This window comes from Paraburkholderia diazotrophica (genome assembly GCF_038900755.1).
GTDB classification, from domain to species: domain Bacteria; phylum Pseudomonadota; class Gammaproteobacteria; order Burkholderiales; family Burkholderiaceae; genus Paraburkholderia; species Paraburkholderia diazotrophica_A.
Genome location: NZ_JBBPEN010000006.1, coordinates 131,937 through 151,567, shown reverse-complemented (window position 1 = coordinate 151,567; position 19,631 = coordinate 131,937). Strand labels below are relative to the sequence as shown.

Below are 19,631 nucleotides of genomic sequence, written 5' to 3'. Positions count from 1 at the left end.
TTGGTGCATGTTGATGCCGCGTCAATGCTGCGTCTCTTTGACGGCGGCGGCGATCTTGTCCGCCGACGGAATGTAGAGATCCTCGAGCACGCCCGAGAATGGCGCGGGCGTATGCGGTGCCGTCACGATCCCGATGGGCGCCTTCAGCGAATGGAACGCTTTCTGCGCAACGAGCGCTGCGATGTCGGTCGCCACCGAGCAACGCGGATTCGCTTCGTCCACCACGACGACGCGGCCCGTGCGTTCCGCGCTCTCCAGAATCGTGTCCTCGTCGAGCGGGGACGTCGTGCGCAGATCGATCACCTCGGCCTTGATGCCGTCTTTCGCGAGCCTGTCGGCGGCGTCCGTTGCGTAGTGCACCATGCGGCCATACGTGACGATGGTCGCGTCGTCGCCTTCACGCACGACATTCGCTTCGCCGAACGGAATCGAATACAGCTCTTCGGGCACATCGCCTTCGCGGCTGTACAGCAGCTTGTGCTCGCAGAAAATGACGGGATCGTTGTCGCGGATCGCCTGGATCATCAGGCCCTTCGCGTCATAAGGCGTCGACGGGCACACGACCTTGAGCCCCGGCACGTGCGTGAACAGCGACGTCAGCATCTGCGAGTGCTGCGCGGCCGCGCGCAGGCCCGCGCCCTGCATCGTGCGGATCACGACGGGCGTCACGGCATTGCCGCCGAACATATAGCGGAATTTCGCGGCCTGATTGAAGATCTGATCGAAGCACACGCCCATGAAGTCGATGAACATCAATTCGGCGACGGGACGCATGCCCGCCGCCGCCGCGCCCACAGCCGCGCCGATGAAGCCGCCTTCGGAGATCGGCGTGTCGAGCACGCGGCCCGGATACTTGTGGAAGAGCCCTTTCGTGACGCCGAGCACGCCGCCCCATGCGTCCTGCTCGCCGGGCGCACCCGCGCCGCCTGCGTTGTCTTCGCCCATCACGATGACGCTTTCGTCGCGCGCCATCTCCTGACTCAGTGCTTCGTTGATCGCCTGAGAAAATGTGATCTTGCGTGCCATGTCTGTCTCCAGATTCGTTTGAAGAGGGTGATCGCGATGAGTTACGGATACGACACGTACACGTCGGTCAGCAGGTCGGCTTCCGTCGGCAGCGGCGCTGACTTCGCCTTCACGACGGAATCGTCGATCAGCGCTTTCACGTCCGCGTCGATCTTGCGCAGATCGTCGGACGTCAACATCTCCGCGCGCACGACGCGCTCTTCGAAACGCTTCAGGCAATCCTTTTCGTCACGCAACTTCTGCACTTCGCCCGGCGCGCGATAGGTCTGCGCATCGCCTTCGAAGTGGCCGAAGTAGCGCGACAGCTTCACTTCGATGAGCGTCGGTCCGCCGCCTCCGCGCGCGCGTTCGATCGCTTCGCCCAGCGCTTCATGCACCGCGAAGAAATCGAATCCGTCGACGATCACGCCCGGCATGCCGAAGCCGCTCGCGCGGTCCGCGATGTTGTCCGACGACACCGACCATGTCGACGACGTCGCCTCCGCATAGCCGTTGTTCTCCGCGACGAAGATCGCCGGCAGACGCCACACGCTCGCGAGGTTCATCGATTCGAAGATCACGCCCTGGTTCGATGCGCCATCGCCGAAGAAGCACACGCCCACGCCGCCCGTCTTCTTCAGCTTCGCCGCGAGCGCCGCGCCGCAGACGAGCGGGCCGCCCGCGCCGACGATGCCGTTCGCGCCGAGCATCCCCTTCGACAGATCGGCGATGTGCATCGAGCCGCCCTTGCCTTTGCACACGCCCGTCTGCCGGCCGTAGATCTCGGCCATCATCCCGTGCACGTCGACGCCCTTCGCGATGCAGTGACCGTGGCCGCGGTGCGTCGTCGCCACATAGTCGCGGTCGTTCAGATGCAGCATCGTGCCCACGGCCGACGCCTCTTCGCCGGCGTACAGGTGCACGAAGCCGGGTATCTCGCCCGTCGCGAACTCGACGTGCAGGCGCTCTTCGAACTCGCGAATGGTGCGCATCGACCGATACGCTTCCAGCAGTTTCTCCCTGCTCAACTGACTCGAAACAGACATGGTGTGTCTCCTTGATGATGTCGATCGTGACTGCAGCGGTCGCGGAGTGGGCTCCGCTTGATTGAATGAACTCCCTTTGTTTCGCGTGCGCTTGTGACTGTGCTTACGACTGCATGTATGCATGCGCTCGCGCGATGGCATGCATCGATGCGCCCGCCATCTCGCGCATCAACTGGCGCGACGCCGCGAAGCGCAGCGTGCGGCTCACGTCGACGGTCAACGGGCCGCTCCAGTCGAGCGAGATTTCATAGCGGTCGTCGCGTTCTATTTCGATTTCGCGCTCGCCGTCGAACGCAAGCGTGCCGCGGCACGCATCGACGGGCAGCCAGTCGCCGACCTCGAAGCGCTCGCAGCTGCGCATCGTCACCTGATCGATGCGGCCCGGCGCGATCGGCGCGAAGATGGGCACGCCATCGCCGTTGAACGCGCCATGCTCGTCGGGCCGCGCGAACGTCAGGTGCAAGCCGTGCGGCGCGGTGCGCTCGACAGGCGCCCACGCGCCGCCGATCGATGACAAACCGATGCCGTCGGGCGAAGCAAACGTGAGAAAGAGCGACTCGATATCCGATGGCTCGGACACGGCGCGCGCACCGACGAAACGCTGACGGCTCACGCACACGTCGACGAGCGCGATCTCTTCGCGGCCACGATTCGGACCCGCGACGCAGCGCACGACGAGCCGCTTGTTACGCGTCAACGCGACATCGGGCGGCACGACGCCCGACGCGACGAGCGCGCCCGCAAGACCCGCTACCGTCGCTTCGCGCATGTCGGGAAACGCGTTGTTGGTGCCCGTCGAAAGCGTCAGCAGCGGCACGCCGCCGCTATGCGCGGCCACTGCGCGATGCGTTCCATCGCCGCCCAGCACGGCGATCAGCTCGACCCCTGCGCGCACCATGTAAGCCGTGCCCGCATGCGTATCGGCGACGGACTCGGTGATGGGCAGATCGACGAACTCGACTTCGGGCCAGCGCTCGGCTGAACCTGTCGCCGCGTGCGTGTCGAGCGCGCGCAGCAGCAGCGACGCGACACCCGTGCGATCGCGCAACGTGAGCACGCGATCGACGCCCAGCGCGCCGAGTCCCGCGAGCAGACGCACGACCATGTTGGCCTTCTCGGCCGTCGGGAATACGGACGCATGGGTCGTGAGGCGGCGAATGTCGCGACCCGACGCGGGGTTCGCAATCACGCCGACAGTGGTGGGCGATGCCACGGGCTTGTCTCCTGATGTGCTTGTCGATAGCGGCTTGCGTGTCGTGCGCGAAGGTGCGCAAAGACCGCTTCGTGTGACGGGCATTACTGCAACACGCATGCCAACGTCTCGATGCGTTCGCGCGAAGCGCTGAAAGCCTTGTGCGGCGAGGGTTTCAGGCAATCGACACGATGCAGGCGCAGACGCGACAGCCGTCGCATGACGCAGCGCACATGACGCACATCGCGCCTCTCGCGATGCGCATGTCGTCGCGATGGGCCGCGCATGCGTTGCGCCATCGAACGATGCGCGTCTCACGACTGTCTCACGCACGGTTGAGACGTTTGTCTCAGCCGTCTCGTGTGTTGCGATGCAATGTGATCGCGCGGGCGGGATGTGCTACAAGAAACTCCGGTCAGCACGATCGACATCATTCGACAGAAACCGTGGGGACTGTCCAGAGCGCCTGCCGCTCGCCGGGAGCCAACCATGCCTTATGTCTCTCAAACGCAGCACATCGACCGCGTGCGCGGCGCGATCGAAGGACGCCTGCCCGCGCCTGCCAATTCATCGCGCCTCGTCTCGTCGTGGCAGCGTTCGTATGAGCAATACCGGCTCGATCCGGGCTCGGTGATCGGCCCGCGCGTGCTGACGTCCGCCGAGCTGCGCGAAGTCCAGGGCAAGGAAGAAGCGTTCTTGCGCGCATCGGGCCAGTGCCTCACGCGCCTGCACGACATGATCCGCGTGGCCGACTACTGCGTGATGCTGACCGATGCGCACGGCGTCACGATCGAGTACCGGATCGACCGCGACCGGCGCGGCGATTTCAAGCATGCGGGCCTCTATATCGGCTCGTGCTGGTCGGAGCGCGAAGAAGGCACGTGCGGCGTCGCCAACGTGCTGACGGATCTCGCGCCCATCACCGTGCACAAGACCGATCATTTCCGCGCGGCCTTCACGACGCTCACGTGCAGCGCGTCGCCGATCTTCTCGCCGTCGGGCGAACTGATCGGCGTGCTCGATGCGTCGGCCGTGCAGTCGCCCGACAACCGCGACAGCCAGCGCCTCGTGTTTCAGCTCGTGCGGCAAAGCGCGGCGCTGATCGAAGACGGCTACTTCCTCAATCAGACGGCGCAGCATTGGGTGATCTTCGGACACCAGAGCCGCAACTTCGTCGAGGCGCAACCCGAAGTGCTGATCGCGTTCGACGAATGCGGCAACATCGCCGCATCGAACCGCAAGGCGCAGGAGTGCATCGCGGGGCTCGCCGGGCCGCGTCATGTCGACGAGATCTTCGATACGTCGGCCGTGCATCTGCACGACGTGGCGCGCACGGATACCATCGTGCCGCTGCGTCTGCGCGCGACGGGCGCGCTGCTCTACGCGCGCATTCGCGCGCCGTTGAAGCGGTCTTCGCGTATCGCGCCTGTGGCTTCTGCCGCCACGACCGCTATCGGCGCATCATCCGATGCGCTCACGGATACGAGCCTCGACGCGATCAGCCGCTTCCTGCACAGCAGCGATTCGCGCATCGCGCGCAACGCGGAAGTCGCGCTGCGGATCGCCGGCAAGCATCTGCCGGTTCTGATTCTCGGCGAAACGGGCGTCGGCAAGGAAGTGTTCGCGCAGGCGCTGCATGCGTCGGGCGCGCGGCGCGCGAAGCCGTTCGTCGCCGTGAATTGCGGCGCAATTCCCGATTCGCTGATCGAGAGCGAACTGTTCGGCTACGCGCCCGGCGCGTTCACGGGCGCGCGCAGCAGAGGCGCGCGAGGCAAGATCGCGCAGGCGAATGGCGGCACGCTGTTCCTCGATGAAATCGGCGACATGCCGCTCAATCTGCAGACACGTCTGCTGCGCGTGCTCGCCGAAGGCGAAGTGCTGCCGCTAGGCGGCGACGCGCCCGTGCGCGTCGATATCGACGTGATCTGCGCGACGCACCGCGATCTGGCGCGCATGGTCGACGAAGGCACATTCCGCGAAGACCTGTACTACCGTTTGAGCGGCGCAACGCTGCATATGCCGCCGCTGCGCGAGCGCGCAGATATTCTCGATGTCGTGCGTGCCGTCTTCGACGAGGAAGCGCAAAGCGCGGGACATGTGCTCACGCTGGATGCGCGCCTCGCGGGGCGCCTCGCGCGTTTCGCGTGGCCGGGCAATATCCGCCAGTTGCGCAACGTGCTGCGCTATGCGTGCGCGGTGTGCGATGCGACGCGCGTCGAACTGCGGCATGTGTCGCCGGATGTGGCGGCGCTGCTCGCGCCCGATGAAGCAGCGGCACGCCCCGCGCTCGCGTCTATCGACGACGAGCGCGCAAGGATTATCGATGCGCTCACGCGGCATCATTGGCGGCCGAATGCGGCAGCCGAAGCGCTGGGCATGTCGCGCGCGACGCTGTATCGGCGGATTGCGAAACTGGGGATCGTCGGGCCGCATCGGGTTTGATGCTTGCCTGGGCTTGCGCGTTGTGTGCGTGCGTGGCGGCGTGTGAGTGGGGGCGTGCGTGTGCCTGTGTGCGTGTGCCTGTGTGCGTGTGCCCGCGTACATTGTGCCCTTGAGGTGCCGTCGACGTGCCTTCGCGTTCGCGCAATCATCCCGCGTTGAGCGTTGCGATCCGCTCGCCGAGCTTGCGCAAACGCTCGCGCAATTCCGGCGGATCGAGCACTTCCACATGGCCTGCAAAACCGAGCAATTGCTCGGCCGCATAGCCGAACTGTTCGACGGGCAGCGTCACTTCCTGCCAGCCGTTCTGTTCCGAAGGCGGCATGATCTGCGCCTGTTCGACAGCCGCCGCGCCGAGCCGGTGCAGACGCGTGATGCCTTCCGGCGACAACCGCAAGCGCGCCGTGTGCTTGAGCAAGCCCTTCTCGAACGCCGCGACAGTGGACGTCCATTCGTCGCGCAAGTCGAAACCGTCAGGACGTTCGAACGTTTCGTCATGCACCGTCAACTGCGTGATGCTCGACACGCGATAGGTGCGCAACTGCGTACGCACGCGCGCGACCAGATACCATTCGCCGCCCTTCAGCACGAGCCCGAGCGGATCGCGCACGCGCACGCCTTCGTTTTCGTCGCGGCCGCTCCACGTGCGGTACTGCATCGAGATGCGCTTCTGCTCCCACACGGCGCCGGCGAGCATCGTGAGCCACGGCGTCGGCGATGGCCGCTGATACCAGCCGACGGGATCGATATGCAGACGCGAGCCGATGCGCGAGGTGTCGGGCGCGGCATCGGGCAACGCGGTGACGAGCTTGAGCTGCGCGGCACGTAACTGCCCGGACAGACCGAGATCGGATGCCGCGCCCGTCAGGCCGGCGATCGACAGCGTTTCGGCTTCGGCCTTCGTAATGCCCGTCAGCTTCGCGCGATAGCCGTCGAGCAGCGCGAAGCCGCCGCCCGGCCCGCGATCCGCATACACGGGCACGCCCGCCGCGCTCAACTGGTCGATGTCGCGATAGACGGTGCGGATCGACACGTCGAACTCGTCGGCAAGCGCCTGCGCGGTCACACGACCCTTGACCTGCAGCATCAACAGCATCGATACGAGACGGCTGGTCGCCAATTTTGTAACCCTTCCTAATTCATGACATCGGTTGTCAGCTATTGGAGAGTATAAAGGTATTCATCACCGGTGATTCAACGAGGATACGTGGTATGCGCATGACGTATGTGGTCCGTTTTCAGGTGCGGCCCGACAAGCTCGAACACTTTCTGACGCTGCTGAACGGCGTGCTCGACGCGATGCGCGACGAGCCGGATTTTCATGAAGCCGTGCTGCATCGCGACCCCGATTCGCCCTGCCGTCTGATGCTCTACGAGACATGGGAAAGCCGCGAAGACGCGGGCGATGAGCAGATTCACCGGCCGTATCGGCGTGCGTATCACGAGGCGCTCGCCGATCTGCTCGTGCGTCCTCGTGAAGTCACGGAATGGCGCACGATGCGCAGGGATCGCGCCGAACGCGCCGATCTTCACGACCGTCGCAGCGCGCCAACGCTGCAATCGCGCGGCGCAAACGAGCCAGCCGAGGTTCACGCATGAGTGGCTCGCCGCGCGCCGGAAGTCTGAGCGTGATGCAGGGCGCCGCGCTCTATGTGGGCGCCGTGCTCGGCACGGGCGTGATCGCGCTGCCCGCACTCGCCGCCGAGGCCGCGGGCCCCGCGTCGCTCGTTGCCTGGCTCGCGCTCGTCGTGCTGTCGGTGCCGCTCGCGGCCACGTTTGCCGCGCTCGGCGCGCGCTATCCGGACGCGGGCGGCGTATCGACGTACGTGCGCAACGCGTTCGGGCCGCGCATCGCGGCCATCGTCGGCTGGTGCTTTTACTTTGCGGTGCCTGCGGGCGCACCGGCCGCGGCGATGTTCGGCGGCGCGTATGTGGCGGCTGCGTTCGGTGGCGGCGAATGGACGGTAATCGGCACGGCCGCCGCGTTGATGTTGACCGTGACGCTCGCCAACGCGCTCGGGCTTACGGTGTCGGGAAGACTGCAACTCGTGCTCGCCGCGTTGCTCGTCGCGCTGCTGCTTGCGGCCGTGATCGCATCGGCGCCGCATGCGCAAATGACCAATCTGCATCCATTTGCGCCGCGCGGCTGGCTCGCGGTTTTTCCTGCGGCGGCGCTGCTGGTCTGGAGCTTCGCGGGCTGGGAGGCCATCACACATCTCGCCGCCGAGTTTCGCCGTCCCGCGCACGATCTGCCGATGGCGGCGGGCATTGCCGTCGTCGTGGTCGGCGTGCTGTACATGGGCGTCGCGACGGCGAGCGTGATGGTGCTCGGGCCGAACGCGGGCACATCGAGCGCGCCGCTTGCCGAACTGCTCGCGCGAGGGCTCGGCGGCAAGGTGCAGATACTCGCCGCAGTCGCCGCGCTGCTGCTCACGCTCGGCACGATGAACGCCTATTTCGCGGGTGCCGCAAAACTCGGCGCTGCGCTCGGGCGCGACGGCGCGCTGCCGGAATGGCTCGCGCAAGGCAGCCGCGCCGGCGATGTGCCGCGCCGCAGCCTGTTCGTGATCGCAGCGCTTGCCACGTTCGCGCTCGCGGTTGTGGTCGCCGCAGGTGTCGGTCCGAAGCCGCTCGTGCTGCTCACGACAGGCTCGTTCGTCACCGTGTATGCGCTCGGCACGGCGGCCGCGTTGCGGCTCTTGCCGCGCGGCAGCTGGGCGCATCGCTGCGCGCGCGTCGCGCTGGTTGCGGTGGCGGGACTGTGTTGTGCGACGGGCTGGTATCTGTTGTGGCCGCTCGTCATCACAGGCTGTGCATTGCTCTACCTGCGCGTGCGCCGTGTTTTCGTTTCGAGTTCGAGAGCCATTCCATGATGATGCGACGCGCGCGAGAAAACCGGTTGACAATGCATCGACGTCACGACAAACTCGAATGCATGCTGACGCTCACCACCATCGCCTACGCGATTATTAATAACCCAATGGAACGCCATCGCGGCGGGCCTATGGGAGCGTGCGTGCGTTAGATTTCCGCAGCAGCAATCAGTTGAACGATCCCAAGGCCCCGCCGGTAAACGGAAGGGGCCTTTTGTTTTAGCGGCGCCTTCCGTCCTCCGGCTCATTTGACGGAGTGCGTGATGGACAAGGTTTGCCAGCAGTTCACCGATGACGATTCGCGCTGCTTTTCACGCTTGCAGGAAGAGCGATTACCGAGAGTCGTCGTCCACTTCGAAGTACAACCCGGCGCAACGATGTCATGGCGCGTCGAGGCGAACACCGAACTTTTGGTGCAAGGGGCGCGCGTGTGGCTGACGCGCGCGGCGTCGCCGTATGACCACTGGTTGCAGATCGGCGATACGTTCCGCTTGCAGCGCGGCGAGCGTGTCTGGGTCAGCACGGATGGCGATGCGGCTGCACGCCTTTCGCTGACCACCCATCTCGTGACATCGCGCGGCATGCTGGCGCGATTGATCGAGCGTTGCTCTTCGCTGGGCGCCGATATCTTTGCGCCAAGGTCGCGATGAGCGTCTTGCGTTGCGGGGCGGTGTCGTCGGCCGCGCTCGTCGGCCGCGCTCGTCGGTTGCTTGCGTGCCCCGCGCGGCTAACAGCATGCGCGGATCGCAGCGGCATGCTAAAAAGGCCACATCCAAAGCCGAAGTCAAAGCCGCCGCCCCGCAAGCAAGGAGTTTCATGCAGCCTGCCGACAGCGCCGTCCTGCCCGCGCTCGAATGCCGCGCACTGAGCAAGGCATACGACGTGAAGCGCGTCGTGCTCGATCGCCTCGACTTCGCGCTCGGCGCAAGCGAGTTCGTCGCGATCATGGGCGACTCGGGCGTCGGCAAGTCGACATTGCTGAATCTGATCGCGGGCCTCGACCGCGCGGATAGCGGCGACGTGCTGATCGACGGCACGCCCATCTCCACGCTCGACGACGACGCGGCCACGCGCCTACGCCGTCAGAAGCTCGGCTTCGTGTTTCAGGCGTTTCATGTGCTACCGCATCTGACGCTCGCGCAAAACGTCGCGCTGCCGCTGCTGCTCAACGGCATCGCGCCGGCGCGCGCGAACGAAATGCTCGCGGCCGTCGGACTCGAAGGACGCGGCGACGACCTGCCGCGCCAGCTTTCGGGTGGCGAATTGCAGCGCGTCGCGATCGCGCGTGCGCTGGTGCATCGGCCCACGCTGATTCTCGCCGACGAGCCGACGGGCAATCTCGACCCCGACACCGCGCACGAAGTCCTGGCGCTCTTGCGCGAGGAAACGAAAGCAAACGGCGCGGCGACGATGATGGTCACGCATTCGGAGGCGGCCGCGGCCTTCGCGGACCGCGTCCTCGTTTTGAGCGACGGCAAGCTGCACGCAACGCACGTCCGCTCGTCACACGCGCTGCGTCCGTCCGATGAGTGACACTGCATCCGAAGGCAACACGCGACGCACGATCCACGGTCTGCGCACGCTCTCGCGCTGGCTGCTCGCCGCCGAATGGCATAGCCACAAAGGCCGCGCGCTGATTGCGATTGCGACGATCGCGCTGGGCGTCGCGCTCGGCTACGCGGTCCAGCTGATCAACAGTGCCGCGTTCAACGAGTTTTCGGCGGCGGCGCGCAGCCTGTCAGGCGAAGCGGACCTGCAAGTGCGCGGCGCGCAGCCCACGTTCGACGAACGCGCGTATCCGCAGCTTGCGACACAGGCAGGTGTCGCGCTCGCGAGTCCTGTGCTCGAACTCGACGTGACAGTGCCGAGCCGCACCGCGCCGCTGAAAGTGCTCGGCATCGACGTATTCCGCGCAAGCCGCATCGCGCCCGATCTAATAGGCGTGACGGACGGCGATCATCCGTTCGACTCGCTCGCCGACGACGCAATCTTCCTCTCGCCCGCCGCGCAGCAGTGGCTCGGCGTGCGCATCGGCGATACCGTGACGCTGCGCAGCGGCACATCGAATGTGCGCCTGCGCGTCGCGGGCGGCATCGTCCGCGCGCGGGCCGGGCAGCGCATCGGCGTGATGGATATCGCCGCCGCGCAGTGGCGCTTCGGGCGGCTCGGCAAGCTGTCGCGCGTCGATCTGCAACTGGAGCGCGGCGTCGATCGCGAACGTTTCCGGCATGCGTTGCAGGAACGGCTCGGCAGCCGCTTCGTGGTAACGGCGACGCGCGATGTCGAAAGCCGCACCGACCGGCTCTCGCGCGCCTACCGGATCAACATGAACGTGCTCGCGCTCGTCGCGCTTTTCACGGGCGCGTTTCTCGTGTTCTCGACGCAGGCGCTCGGCGTCGTGCGCCGGCGCGCGCAATTCGCGATGCTGCGTGTGCTCGGCATCACGCGCGCGCAGCTATTGCGGCAGATTCTGCTGGAAGGCGCATTGCTCGGTACGTTGGGCGCGACCGGCGGCATCGCGCTCGGCTTCGCGCTCGCTTATGCCGTGCTGCGCTTTTTCGGCAGCGATCTGGGCGGCGGCTATTTTCCGGGCGTGCAGCCAAGCGTCGGTTTCGAGCCCATCGCCAGCGCGATCTTTCTTGCGCTCGGCATCGGCGTCGCGCTGCTCGGCAGTCTCGTGCCCGCGCTCGAAGCGGCGCGCGCGCATCCCGCGCCGGCGCTGAAGGCGGGCGGCGAAGAAGCCGCGCTCGGCAAGCTCTCGACGCCGTGGCCGGCGCTCGGCTGCCTCGCGCTCGGCGTGACACTGACGCAAGCGCCGCCCGTCTTCGATATGCCCATCGCGGGCTATCTCGCCGTCGCGTTCCTGCTGATCGGCGGCATTGCTCTGATGCCGCGCGTCACGTCGCTGCTGTTCCGCGCGTTGAGCCGCGCGCGCGATGGGCGTCAGCGCGCGCCCGTCACGGCACTCGCGCTCGCGCGGCTCGCGAACGCGCCGGGGCAGGCGTCGATTGCGATGGGCGGCGTGCTGTCGAGCTTCACGCTGATCGTCGCGATGGCGATCATGGTGTCGAGCTTTCGCGTGTCGGTTGAGGAATGGCTCGCGCATCTGCTTTCCGCCGATGTCTACGTGCGCGTCGCGCCGAACGGCGATACGGGCGGATTGAATCCGCAGCAGCAGGCGATGCTCGCCGCGACGCGCGGCGTCCGACACGCGGCGTTCGCGCGCACGTCGCAATTGACGCTCGATCCGTCGCGGCCCGCCGTTGCATTGCTCGCGCGCGAAATCGACGCCGCCGATCCGGGCGCGAACCTGCAGATCACAGGCGACATACTTCCGCCGTCCGCGTTGAGAGAGGGGGAAACCCCCGTCTGGGCGTCGGAAGCGATGGTCGATCTGTATGGCTATCACGTAGGTCAACGGCTGACGCTTCCGATCGGCACATTCGGAACATCAAGCGCACCTGGCATGCATGGCCCGGTGTTCGTCGTCGCGGGCATCTGGCGTGATTACGTGCGGCAAACGGGTGCACTCGAAATCCGTCTCGCCGACTATCGGCGGCTGACGGGCGACACCAGCGCCACCGACGCCGCCCTCACGCTCGCTGACGGCGTAAGCGCCGCGCAAGCGATCGCCGCGTTGCGCGCGCTGCCGTTCGCAAGCGCGCTCGACTTCGCACAGCCCGGCGAGATCCGCGCGCGCACGTTGACGATCTTCGATCGCAGCTTCGCCGTCACGTATCTGCTGGAAGCCGTCGCCATCGTGATCGGGCTGTTCGGCGTCGCGGCGACCTTTTCCGCACAGACGCTCTCGCGCTCGCGTGAGTTCGGCATGCTGCGCCACGTCGGCGTAACGCGCGGACAGATTCTCGCGCTGCTCGCGACGGAAGGCGGATTGCTCACGGCGCTCGGCATCGCGATGGGCTGCGCGCTCGGTTTCGCGATCAGTCTGATACTCGTGTTCGTCGTCAATCCGCAGTCGTTTCACTGGAGCATGTCGCTGCATGTGCCGTGGACGTTGCTGTCGGCGCTGGCCGTCGTGATGCTCGCGTCGTCGTGTACGACGGCGGTGGCGGCGGGCCGGCGAGCCGTGTCAGTCGATGCCGTGCGCGCCGTCAGGGAGGACTGGTGATGCGTGGCGTGCGTCTTCTGTCGTTTGTGTTCGCTTGCGCGTTGTGCGCGTCGTCGGCTGCGCTTGCGGGCGAACCGCCCGCCGATTCCCCGTTCGCGAAGGTGACACCCGACAGGCCCGTCGTGTTGCCGCAGGACACGGGCGCGCATCCCGCGTTTCGCACCGAATGGTGGTACGCGACGGGCTGGCTCGAGACACCCGACCATCAGCCGCTCGGCTTTCAGATCACGTTTTTCCGCTCGGCGACGGGCCATCCCGCAAGCGATCCGAGCGCCTTCGCGCCGACGCAGCTGATCATCGCGCATGCCGCGCTCAGCGACCCATCGCTCGGCCGCCTCGTGCATGATCAGAAGATCGCGCGGCAAGGTTTCGGCCTTGCGTATGCGAAGCCGGATAACACCGACGTGCGGCTCGATACGTGGCGCATGGTGCGCGCGCCGGACGGTCACTACGACGTCACGGCCGACGCCGCCGGCTTCGCGCTGCATCTCACGTTCACGCCGACGCAGGCGCCGCTCGTTCAGGGCGCAAACGGCTACTCGCGCAAAGGGCCGCAGCGGGAGCAGGCGAGCTACTACTACAGCGAGCCGCAACTGCGAGTGGCGGGCAGCGTCACTCGCCCCGCCGCCAGTGGCGCCAACGGGGCGTCGGCATCGACGTCCACGCCCGTGACGGGCAACGCGTGGCTCGATCACGAATGGTCGAGCGCGCTGCTCGCCGCCGACGCAGCGGGCTGGGACTGGCTCGGCGCGAATCTGTCGGACGGCGCTGCGCTGATGGCGTTCAAGGTGCGCGGCGTCGACGGACACGCGGTCTGGGCGCATGCCGCGCTGCGTACCGCCGACGGACGCATCACGCAATACGGTCCCGGCGCCGTCGATTTCACGCCCGTCCGCCAGTGGCGCTCGCCGCGCACGAATACGCTGTATCCCGTCGCGACCGTCGTACGGACAGGTAACACGCGTTGGCAACTGACGCCGCTGCTCGACGATCAGGAGCTCGATTCGCGTGAATCGACGGGCGCGCTGTATTGGGAAGGCGCCGTCACCGTTAGTCGTGATGGTCAGCCGGCCGGGCGCGGCTATCTGGAACTGACCGGCTACGGGAACAAGTTGAAGCTGGAACAGCGCTGAACCATATTGCAGCGGGCTGGTAGGTGTTAACCCTGATTTTTGGAAGAATCACTTTCACCAGACGGCCTTAATCTTAAGCGTCCTCTTACATAAACTTCCTTCCACACTGATTGCGAACAGGGCTGTTCGCAAAGTCATAGCAAGGTTGGAGGTTGTCATGAAGTCGCTGGCCAAGGCTGTTGCCGTCGCCGTTGTTCTCGCTGTTCCCGCCATGTCGTTCGCTCAGGCGAACCAGCCTGTCACCCGCGCCCAGGTCCGCGCGGAACTGGTTCAACTGGAGAAGGCCGGCTATCGTCCGGGCTCGGGTTCGGAAGCGCACTACCCGGATGAACTGCTCGCCGCACAGGCGCGCGTGAACGCGCAAAACGGCGCGGCCAGCGGTTACGGCGGCATCGCGAACGGCGTGTCGCAATCGGGTCGCCCCGGTGTTCCGGCTGCGGACTGGAACGCGATGTACGGCCGTCCGTAAGTCGTCGCACGGCTTGAATGGACGAAACGATGGGCGGTTGCGCTGCGCCGCGTCGGCCGTGCCTATTGAGTCGTCGTTATGCATCGCGTCGCGTTGCGTGAACGTTTGAGTTCGTGAACGGACCCGCGCCCGATGCGCAAAAAAGCCTGTCGAGATCGCATCGGGACAGGTTTTTTGCGCGAGAAAAGCGAATGGTGCAGTGGGATCAGGTTGCGCAAGGTCGCATCGGATGTACTTCGGATTCCGTTGCATCTGGCTCGGTCAACCGAACTCCTCCGGGATGCGCGTCTGCACTACAGGCTCATTCGAAGCGGATCAGCAAGTCTTTTGTCCGCCTCTCACTTACCCACAGATTTCGTTGACAACCCTGTGGACAACACCCGGACTCCGCACGCATCTGCTTGACGCGCCACGACTTTTCACGTCGGAGCAAGCACTCGGCACCCGCCGCTATTGATGCGCGCGCACCCGCTCCGGAACGCCCTCCAACCGCTGCCGCACGAACCGCACATGCTCGCGCAGCACGTAGAAGCCGTCAGCGTAGGCGAGCGGCAGCCGCAACGTGTTCAACGAAGCGTCGATCTGATCCAGCTCCATCAGCAGCTTGCTGCGCTCCTCGGCGGACGAGTCGCGCATCGCCTCGCGCTCGATCGCGATCAGCGAGCCGTAGTAGCGATAGATGCGCGAGCGCACGCGCCAGGTGAACAGCGCCGGAATCAGCCGCAACGCGGGGAACAGCAGCACGGCGATCGGCAGCAGCAGCACCAGCAGGCGGTCGACCACGGTCGCGAGCCAAAACGGCAGCGTCCGGTACAGGAAGCTCTTGCCCGACTTGTAGTAGCGCGTCGCGTCCTCGCTGATGCGGAACTCACGCACCGTCGGATTCGGAAACTGCCCCGCCTTCTGCAACAGGCCCGCCATCCCGTGCACTTCCTGCGCCGCTTCGATCAGCAGATCGGAGATCGCCGGATGAAGGTTGTCGCGCGCGACGAGCTCGACGGTCGGGCTGATCAGATGCACGGTCTCGGGCGGAATCCGCCGGCGCAGATCGAGCACGCCGGGCGGCAAGTCGAGTTCGTCGAGATAGGGGAAGATCCGCGTGTAGGCATTCGCCTCGCCGAAGTCCATCACCGAGATGCCGGGGATGCCGAGTAGCCGCAACATCAGCACGCGCGTGGCCGAGTCGCCGCTCAGCAGCGCGGCGTCGACCTGATTCGAGACGAGCGCCTTCGCGGCATCGAGCCCGTCGAGCGGCAGCAGCGTCGTATCGCCACCCGCATAGACGCCGTTCGCTTCGAGCAGATTCAGCGACAGCATCCGCGTCCCGCTGCCCTCGCGGCCGATCGCGATGCGCTTGCCCTCCAGATCCGACAGTTGCGTCAAACCCCGGCCCCGATAGAACACGATGATCGGCACATACGTGACGCTTCCGAGCGACATCAGCGACGTCGTATCCCGTCCGCCAGACACGCCGCCCTGCACGAGCGCGATGTCCACCTTCTGTTTCGGGTCGAGCAACCGGTTGAGGTTCTGCACCGAGCCGTCCGATGCCAGCACATTGAGCGTCACGCCGTTGCGCGCGAGGATCTTTCGATACTCCTGCGCGATCTGCATGAACGAGCTGTCGTGCGGGCCGGCGCTGATCGTGATCGTGCGCGGCGGCGCCGGATCGACGAGCCACACGACGAGCCACACGGCTACCGCGAACAGCAGCACGAATGGCAACGACGTCCATGCCAGATCGCGCCATACGGTATGCGTGTGGTCGCGAATGAAGTGCCGAAAATGCGGACGAAATCCTTTCATGAACCGGCTCGCCTCCGATGTGCGTCATCGTCAATCGTAGCCGTCTCGCGCCGTTCTGGGGAGCACCCGGTATTCGGACTGCGCCGCGTTCATCGGCGCTTTACCCGCGCGAACACGGCCCTCGGCACAAAATTATGCCGAGGGCTTGCGCGATCGAAAGCGTGTCTCTATAATTCGCGCCTTCGCTAGGCTCGTAGCTCAGCTGGTTAGAGCACCACCTTGACATGGTGGGGGTCGTTGGTTCGAGTCCAATCGAGCCTACCAACGAATATATGAAGTACAAGGAAGCGGCAAGCATCGGATGCTTGCCGCTTTTTTTCGTTCTGGCTCTGTGTGAGCTTTCCGTTTTGCGCGCCCTGCCCGCTTTCATTTTCACGACTCGCACGTCGACTTGCGTAGCCTGATACGGCATTACGGCGCAGTCGCTTCCGCTTCGCTTGCGTGACGCGCGATAGCGGCACACATCGGCCCGGGCCAACGAAAAAGCCGAAGAACATCGCTGTCCTTCGGCTTTGGTTCCGTCTTCATCGCGCCTCACGACGCGATGCGCTGATACATCGTCAGCGCCATTAGCGCGACATCATGTTCATGCTGACGTTGTTCATCACCCACACCGTCCCGAACACCAGGAACATTGCGGCAAGCACCGTGTAAGCGAGCGCGAGCGTATTCCAGCGCTGCCCCGACGTCGATACGCTCATGTGCAGGAAAAACACCAGATGCACGACGATCTGCACGACGGCAAGCGCGGCCAGCGCGAGCGGCGCCGAACTGGCAGGCAACCAGCCTTGCATCACGACGCCGAACGCGGCAGCCGTCAACGCCACGGCCAGAACGAAACCGATCACATAGCTGCCGATACCGCCGTGGCCCGCTTCCGCATGAAGCGCGTGTGAATTCGAGTGAGCCATTTAGACCACGCTCCCGAGATAGACAAAGGTAAACACGCCGATCCACACGACGTCGAGGAAGTGCCAGAAGAGGCTCAGGCACGTCAAACGCGTGATCTCGCGCTGCGTCAGTTGCGGCGCGCGCGCCACCTGAATGGCGAGCACGGCCATCCAGATCAGCCCCGTCGCGACGTGCAGGCCATGCGTGCCGACCAGCGCGAAGAACGACGACAGGAACGCGCTGCGCGACGGACCGGCGCCTTCCGCGATCAGATGCGAGAACTCGGTCAGTTCCAGCTTCAGGAACACGAGGCCGAGCACGAACGTGACGGCGAGCCACATCAGCACGGCACGCGGTTTGTCGCGGCGAGCAGCGACCATCGCGAAGCCGTAGGTGATGCTGCTCAACAGCAGCGCAGCCGTTTCGAGAGCGACGCCGGGAAGGTCGAACAGATCCTTGCCCGTCGGCCCGGCGTTGAACTGGTGCGCCATGACGGCGAACACCGCAAACAGCGACGCGAACAGCACGCAGTCGGTCATCAGGTACAGCCAGAAGCCGAACACCGAATGCGATTCGCCGTGATGGCCGTGGCCGTCGACTTCGTTCAAGGTTGCGGCAGAGACTTTTTGCAGCATCACTCGACCTCCGCGAGTGCCAGCGGCGCTTCAGCATGCTTCGGAAGCGGCGCGCGGCCTTTGTTTTCGATTGACCGCACCACGTCGGCCGGAATGTAGTAGCCCTCGTCGCGGCTGAAGCTGCGGCCGATCACGGTCGCCGCGATCGCCACCAGCGACACGATTGCGAGCCACCAGATATGCCACACGGCGGCAAAACCGAGCGCGAGGCTGAACATGCCGATGAAGAAGCCAGCGCCCGTGTTGGACGGCATATGGATGTCCTGATAGTCCGCCTGCACGCCGAGGCCCCGGCCCGTTTCCTTCATGTGCGCGAACGCATCCAGTTCCTCGACGACGGGAATCGTCGCGAAGTTATAGACGGGCGGCGGCGACGAGATCGACCATTCGAGCGTGCGCGCACCCCACGGATCGCCAGTGACGTCGCGATATTCCGGCTTGTTGCGGTTGATGATGCTGACCACCACCTGCGTGACCTGGAACACGACGCCCGTGGCAATCAGCGCGACGCCGCATGCCGCGACGATCATGTACGGCTGCCATGCGGGATTGTCGTAGTGGTTCAGACGGCGCGTCGCGCCCATGAAGCCGAGCACGTAAAGCGGCATGAAGGCCACGAAGAAACCGACGAACCAGCACCAGAACGCGCACTTGCCGAGCCGGTCGTTCAGCTTGAAACCGAATACCTTCGGGAACCAGTAGCTGAAGCCGGCCAGATAACCGAACACCACGCCGCCGATAATCGTGTTGTGGAAGTGCGCGACGAGGAACAGGCTGTTGTGCAGCACGAAGTCCGCGCCCGGAATCGCCAGCATCACGCCCGTCATGCCGCCGATCGTGAACGTCACCATGAAGCCGATCGTCCACAGCACGGGTGCCGTGAACTGAAGGCGACCGCGATACATCGTGAACAGCCAGTTGAAGATCTTCACGCCCGTCGGAATGGCGATGATCATCGTCGCGATGCCGAAGAACGCGTTGACGTCAGCGCCCGAGCCCATCGTGAAGAAGTGGTGCGCCCACACGAGGAACGCCAGCACCATGATCGCGCACGACGCGTATACCATCGTCTTGTAGCCGAACAGCGGCTTCTTCGCGAACGTCGAGATCACTTCCGAATAGATGCCGAACGCGGGCAGAACCAGGATGTAGACCTCCGGGTGTCCCCAGGCCCAGATCAGGTTCAGATACAGCATTGCGTTGCCGCCGGCTTCGTTCGTGAAGAAGTGCATGTCCATGTAGCGGTCGAGGCCAAGCAGCGCCAGCGCAACCGTCAGGATCGGGAACGTCGCCATGATCAGCACGTTCGAGCACAGCGCCGTCCATGTGAACACCGGCATCTTCATCAGCGTCATGCCGGGCGCGCGCATCTTGACGATCGTCACGAAGAAGTTGATCGCCGTGATCAGCGTGCCGACACCGGACAGTTCCAGCGCCCAGATGTAATAGTCGACGCCCGCGCCCGGACTGAACTGCAATTCCGAGAGCGGCGGATACGCGAGCCAGCCGACCTGCGCGAACTCGCCGATCACGAGCGAAATGTTCATCAGGATCGCGCTGATCGCCGTCATCCAGAAGCTCAGCGAGTTCAGGAACGGGAACGCGACGTCGCGCGCGCCGATCTGCAACGGCACGACGATGTTGAACAGGCCCACCATCAACGCCATCGCCATGAAGAAGATCATGATGACGCCGTGCGCGGTGAAGATCTGGTCGTAGTGATGCGGCGGCAGATAGCCCGCCGCGCCGCCGCTCGCGAGCGCAAGCTGCAGACGCATCATCACGGCGTCAGCGAAGCCGCGCAGCAGCATCAGCACGGCCACGACGATGTACATCACGCCGATTCTCTTGTGATCGACGCTCGTGAGCCATTCGGTCCACAGCCAGCGCCACTTGTGCGCGCGCGTCAGAAACACGGCAACGGCCAGAACGATCAACCCCATGAGCGCGCCCGCGCCCATGATGATCGGCTGATCGAACGGAATCGCCTCTAAAGTCAGATTGCCGAACATG

At 65.1% G+C, this 19,631-nt stretch carries 16 protein-coding genes and 1 tRNA gene; 9 read left to right on the top strand and 8 right to left on the bottom strand.

Annotation, left to right across the window (positions count from 1 at the left end):
- Positions 1-21: 21 nt before the first annotated feature.
- From AABE10_RS20250 to AABE10_RS20240, 3 genes are all read right to left on the bottom strand, one after another.
- On the bottom strand, positions 22-1,026 hold the full coding sequence (locus AABE10_RS20250) for an alpha-ketoacid dehydrogenase subunit beta (protein ID WP_342935033.1): 1,005 nt from the start codon (positions 1,024-1,026) through the stop codon (positions 22-24).
- A gap of 41 nt (positions 1,027-1,067) precedes the next feature.
- The gene (locus AABE10_RS20245) at positions 1,068-2,051 is read right to left on the bottom strand and encodes a thiamine pyrophosphate-dependent dehydrogenase E1 component subunit alpha (protein ID WP_342935032.1); all 984 of its coding nucleotides are present in this window, start codon (positions 2,049-2,051) and stop codon (positions 1,068-1,070) included.
- A 103-nt stretch (positions 2,052-2,154) separates the two neighbouring features.
- Positions 2,155-3,264 carry an ATP-NAD kinase family protein gene (locus AABE10_RS20240; RefSeq protein ID WP_342935031.1) on the bottom strand — a complete coding sequence of 370 codons (1,110 nt, stop codon included), beginning with the start codon at positions 3,262-3,264 and terminating at the stop codon, positions 2,155-2,157.
- A gap of 468 nt (positions 3,265-3,732) precedes the next feature.
- On the opposite strand from AABE10_RS20240, the gene AABE10_RS20235 reads away from it, so the two are divergent.
- On the top strand, positions 3,733-5,685 hold the full coding sequence (locus AABE10_RS20235; RefSeq protein ID WP_342935030.1) for a sigma-54-dependent Fis family transcriptional regulator: 1,953 nt from the start codon (positions 3,733-3,735) through the stop codon (positions 5,683-5,685).
- A gap of 145 nt (positions 5,686-5,830) precedes the next feature.
- On the opposite strand, the gene AABE10_RS20230 is transcribed toward AABE10_RS20235, so the two are convergent.
- On the bottom strand, positions 5,831-6,802 hold the full coding sequence (locus tag AABE10_RS20230; RefSeq protein ID WP_342935029.1) for a YafY family protein: 972 nt from the start codon (positions 6,800-6,802) through the stop codon (positions 5,831-5,833).
- Between the two features lie 92 nt (positions 6,803-6,894).
- Here AABE10_RS20230 and AABE10_RS20225 point away from each other — a divergent pair, with 92 nt between their 5' ends.
- The 7 genes from AABE10_RS20225 to AABE10_RS20195 all read left to right on the top strand — a co-directional run bounded on the left by AABE10_RS20225 (position 6,895) and on the right by AABE10_RS20195 (position 14,286).
- Positions 6,895-7,281: a putative quinol monooxygenase gene (locus tag AABE10_RS20225; RefSeq protein WP_342935028.1), complete on the top strand. Its 387-nt coding sequence runs from the start codon at positions 6,895-6,897 to the stop codon at positions 7,279-7,281.
- Positions 7,278-8,555, top strand: coding sequence for an APC family permease (locus AABE10_RS20220; protein WP_342935027.1), 1,278 nt, complete (start codon positions 7,278-7,280; stop codon positions 8,553-8,555). The genes AABE10_RS20225 and AABE10_RS20220 overlap by 4 nt, the downstream gene beginning before the upstream one ends.
- Before the next feature lie 263 nt (positions 8,556-8,818).
- Positions 8,819-9,205: a DUF2917 domain-containing protein gene (locus AABE10_RS20215; RefSeq protein ID WP_342935026.1), complete on the top strand. Its 387-nt coding sequence runs from the start codon at positions 8,819-8,821 to the stop codon at positions 9,203-9,205.
- 166 nt (positions 9,206-9,371) lie between these two features.
- Positions 9,372-10,088, top strand: a complete 717-nt coding sequence (locus tag AABE10_RS20210) for an ABC transporter ATP-binding protein (RefSeq protein WP_342935025.1) — start codon at positions 9,372-9,374, stop codon at positions 10,086-10,088.
- Positions 10,081-12,684: an FtsX-like permease family protein gene (locus AABE10_RS20205; RefSeq protein WP_342935024.1), complete on the top strand. Its 2,604-nt coding sequence runs from the start codon at positions 10,081-10,083 to the stop codon at positions 12,682-12,684. The genes AABE10_RS20210 and AABE10_RS20205 overlap by 8 nt, the downstream gene beginning before the upstream one ends.
- Complete coding sequence (locus AABE10_RS20200; RefSeq protein ID WP_342935023.1) at positions 12,684-13,817, top strand: carotenoid 1,2-hydratase; 1,134 nt, start codon at positions 12,684-12,686, stop codon at positions 13,815-13,817. Before AABE10_RS20205 ends, AABE10_RS20200 begins: the two co-directional genes overlap by 1 nt.
- Before the next feature lie 157 nt (positions 13,818-13,974).
- Complete coding sequence (locus AABE10_RS20195) at positions 13,975-14,286, top strand: DUF4148 domain-containing protein (protein ID WP_342935022.1); 312 nt, start codon at positions 13,975-13,977, stop codon at positions 14,284-14,286.
- Positions 14,287-14,736: 450 nt separating this feature from the next.
- On the opposite strand, the gene AABE10_RS20190 is transcribed toward AABE10_RS20195, so the two are convergent.
- Positions 14,737-16,092 (bottom strand): TAXI family TRAP transporter solute-binding subunit, encoded by a 1,356-nt coding sequence (locus AABE10_RS20190; RefSeq protein WP_342935021.1) that lies wholly within the window; start codon positions 16,090-16,092, stop codon positions 14,737-14,739.
- Positions 16,093-16,279: 187 nt separating this feature from the next.
- Between AABE10_RS20190 and AABE10_RS20185 the strand changes: the two genes are divergently transcribed.
- Positions 16,280-16,356: transfer RNA gene (locus tag AABE10_RS20185), tRNA-Val, on the top strand.
- Between the two features lie 305 nt (positions 16,357-16,661).
- Here AABE10_RS20185 and cyoD read toward each other — a convergent pair.
- The 3 genes from cyoD to cyoB are packed head-to-tail and all read right to left on the bottom strand — an operon-like array spanning position 16,662 to position 19,630.
- The gene (gene cyoD, locus AABE10_RS20180) at positions 16,662-17,003 is read right to left on the bottom strand and encodes a cytochrome o ubiquinol oxidase subunit IV (protein ID WP_342935020.1); all 342 of its coding nucleotides are present in this window, start codon (positions 17,001-17,003) and stop codon (positions 16,662-16,664) included.
- Positions 17,004-17,618, bottom strand: a complete 615-nt coding sequence (cyoC, locus tag AABE10_RS20175) for a cytochrome o ubiquinol oxidase subunit III (protein WP_342935019.1) — start codon at positions 17,616-17,618, stop codon at positions 17,004-17,006.
- Positions 17,618-19,630: a cytochrome o ubiquinol oxidase subunit I gene (gene cyoB, locus AABE10_RS20170; protein ID WP_342935018.1), complete on the bottom strand. Its 2,013-nt coding sequence runs from the start codon at positions 19,628-19,630 to the stop codon at positions 17,618-17,620. The genes cyoC and cyoB overlap by 1 nt, the downstream gene beginning before the upstream one ends.
- Position 19,631: the final 1 nt, after the last annotated feature.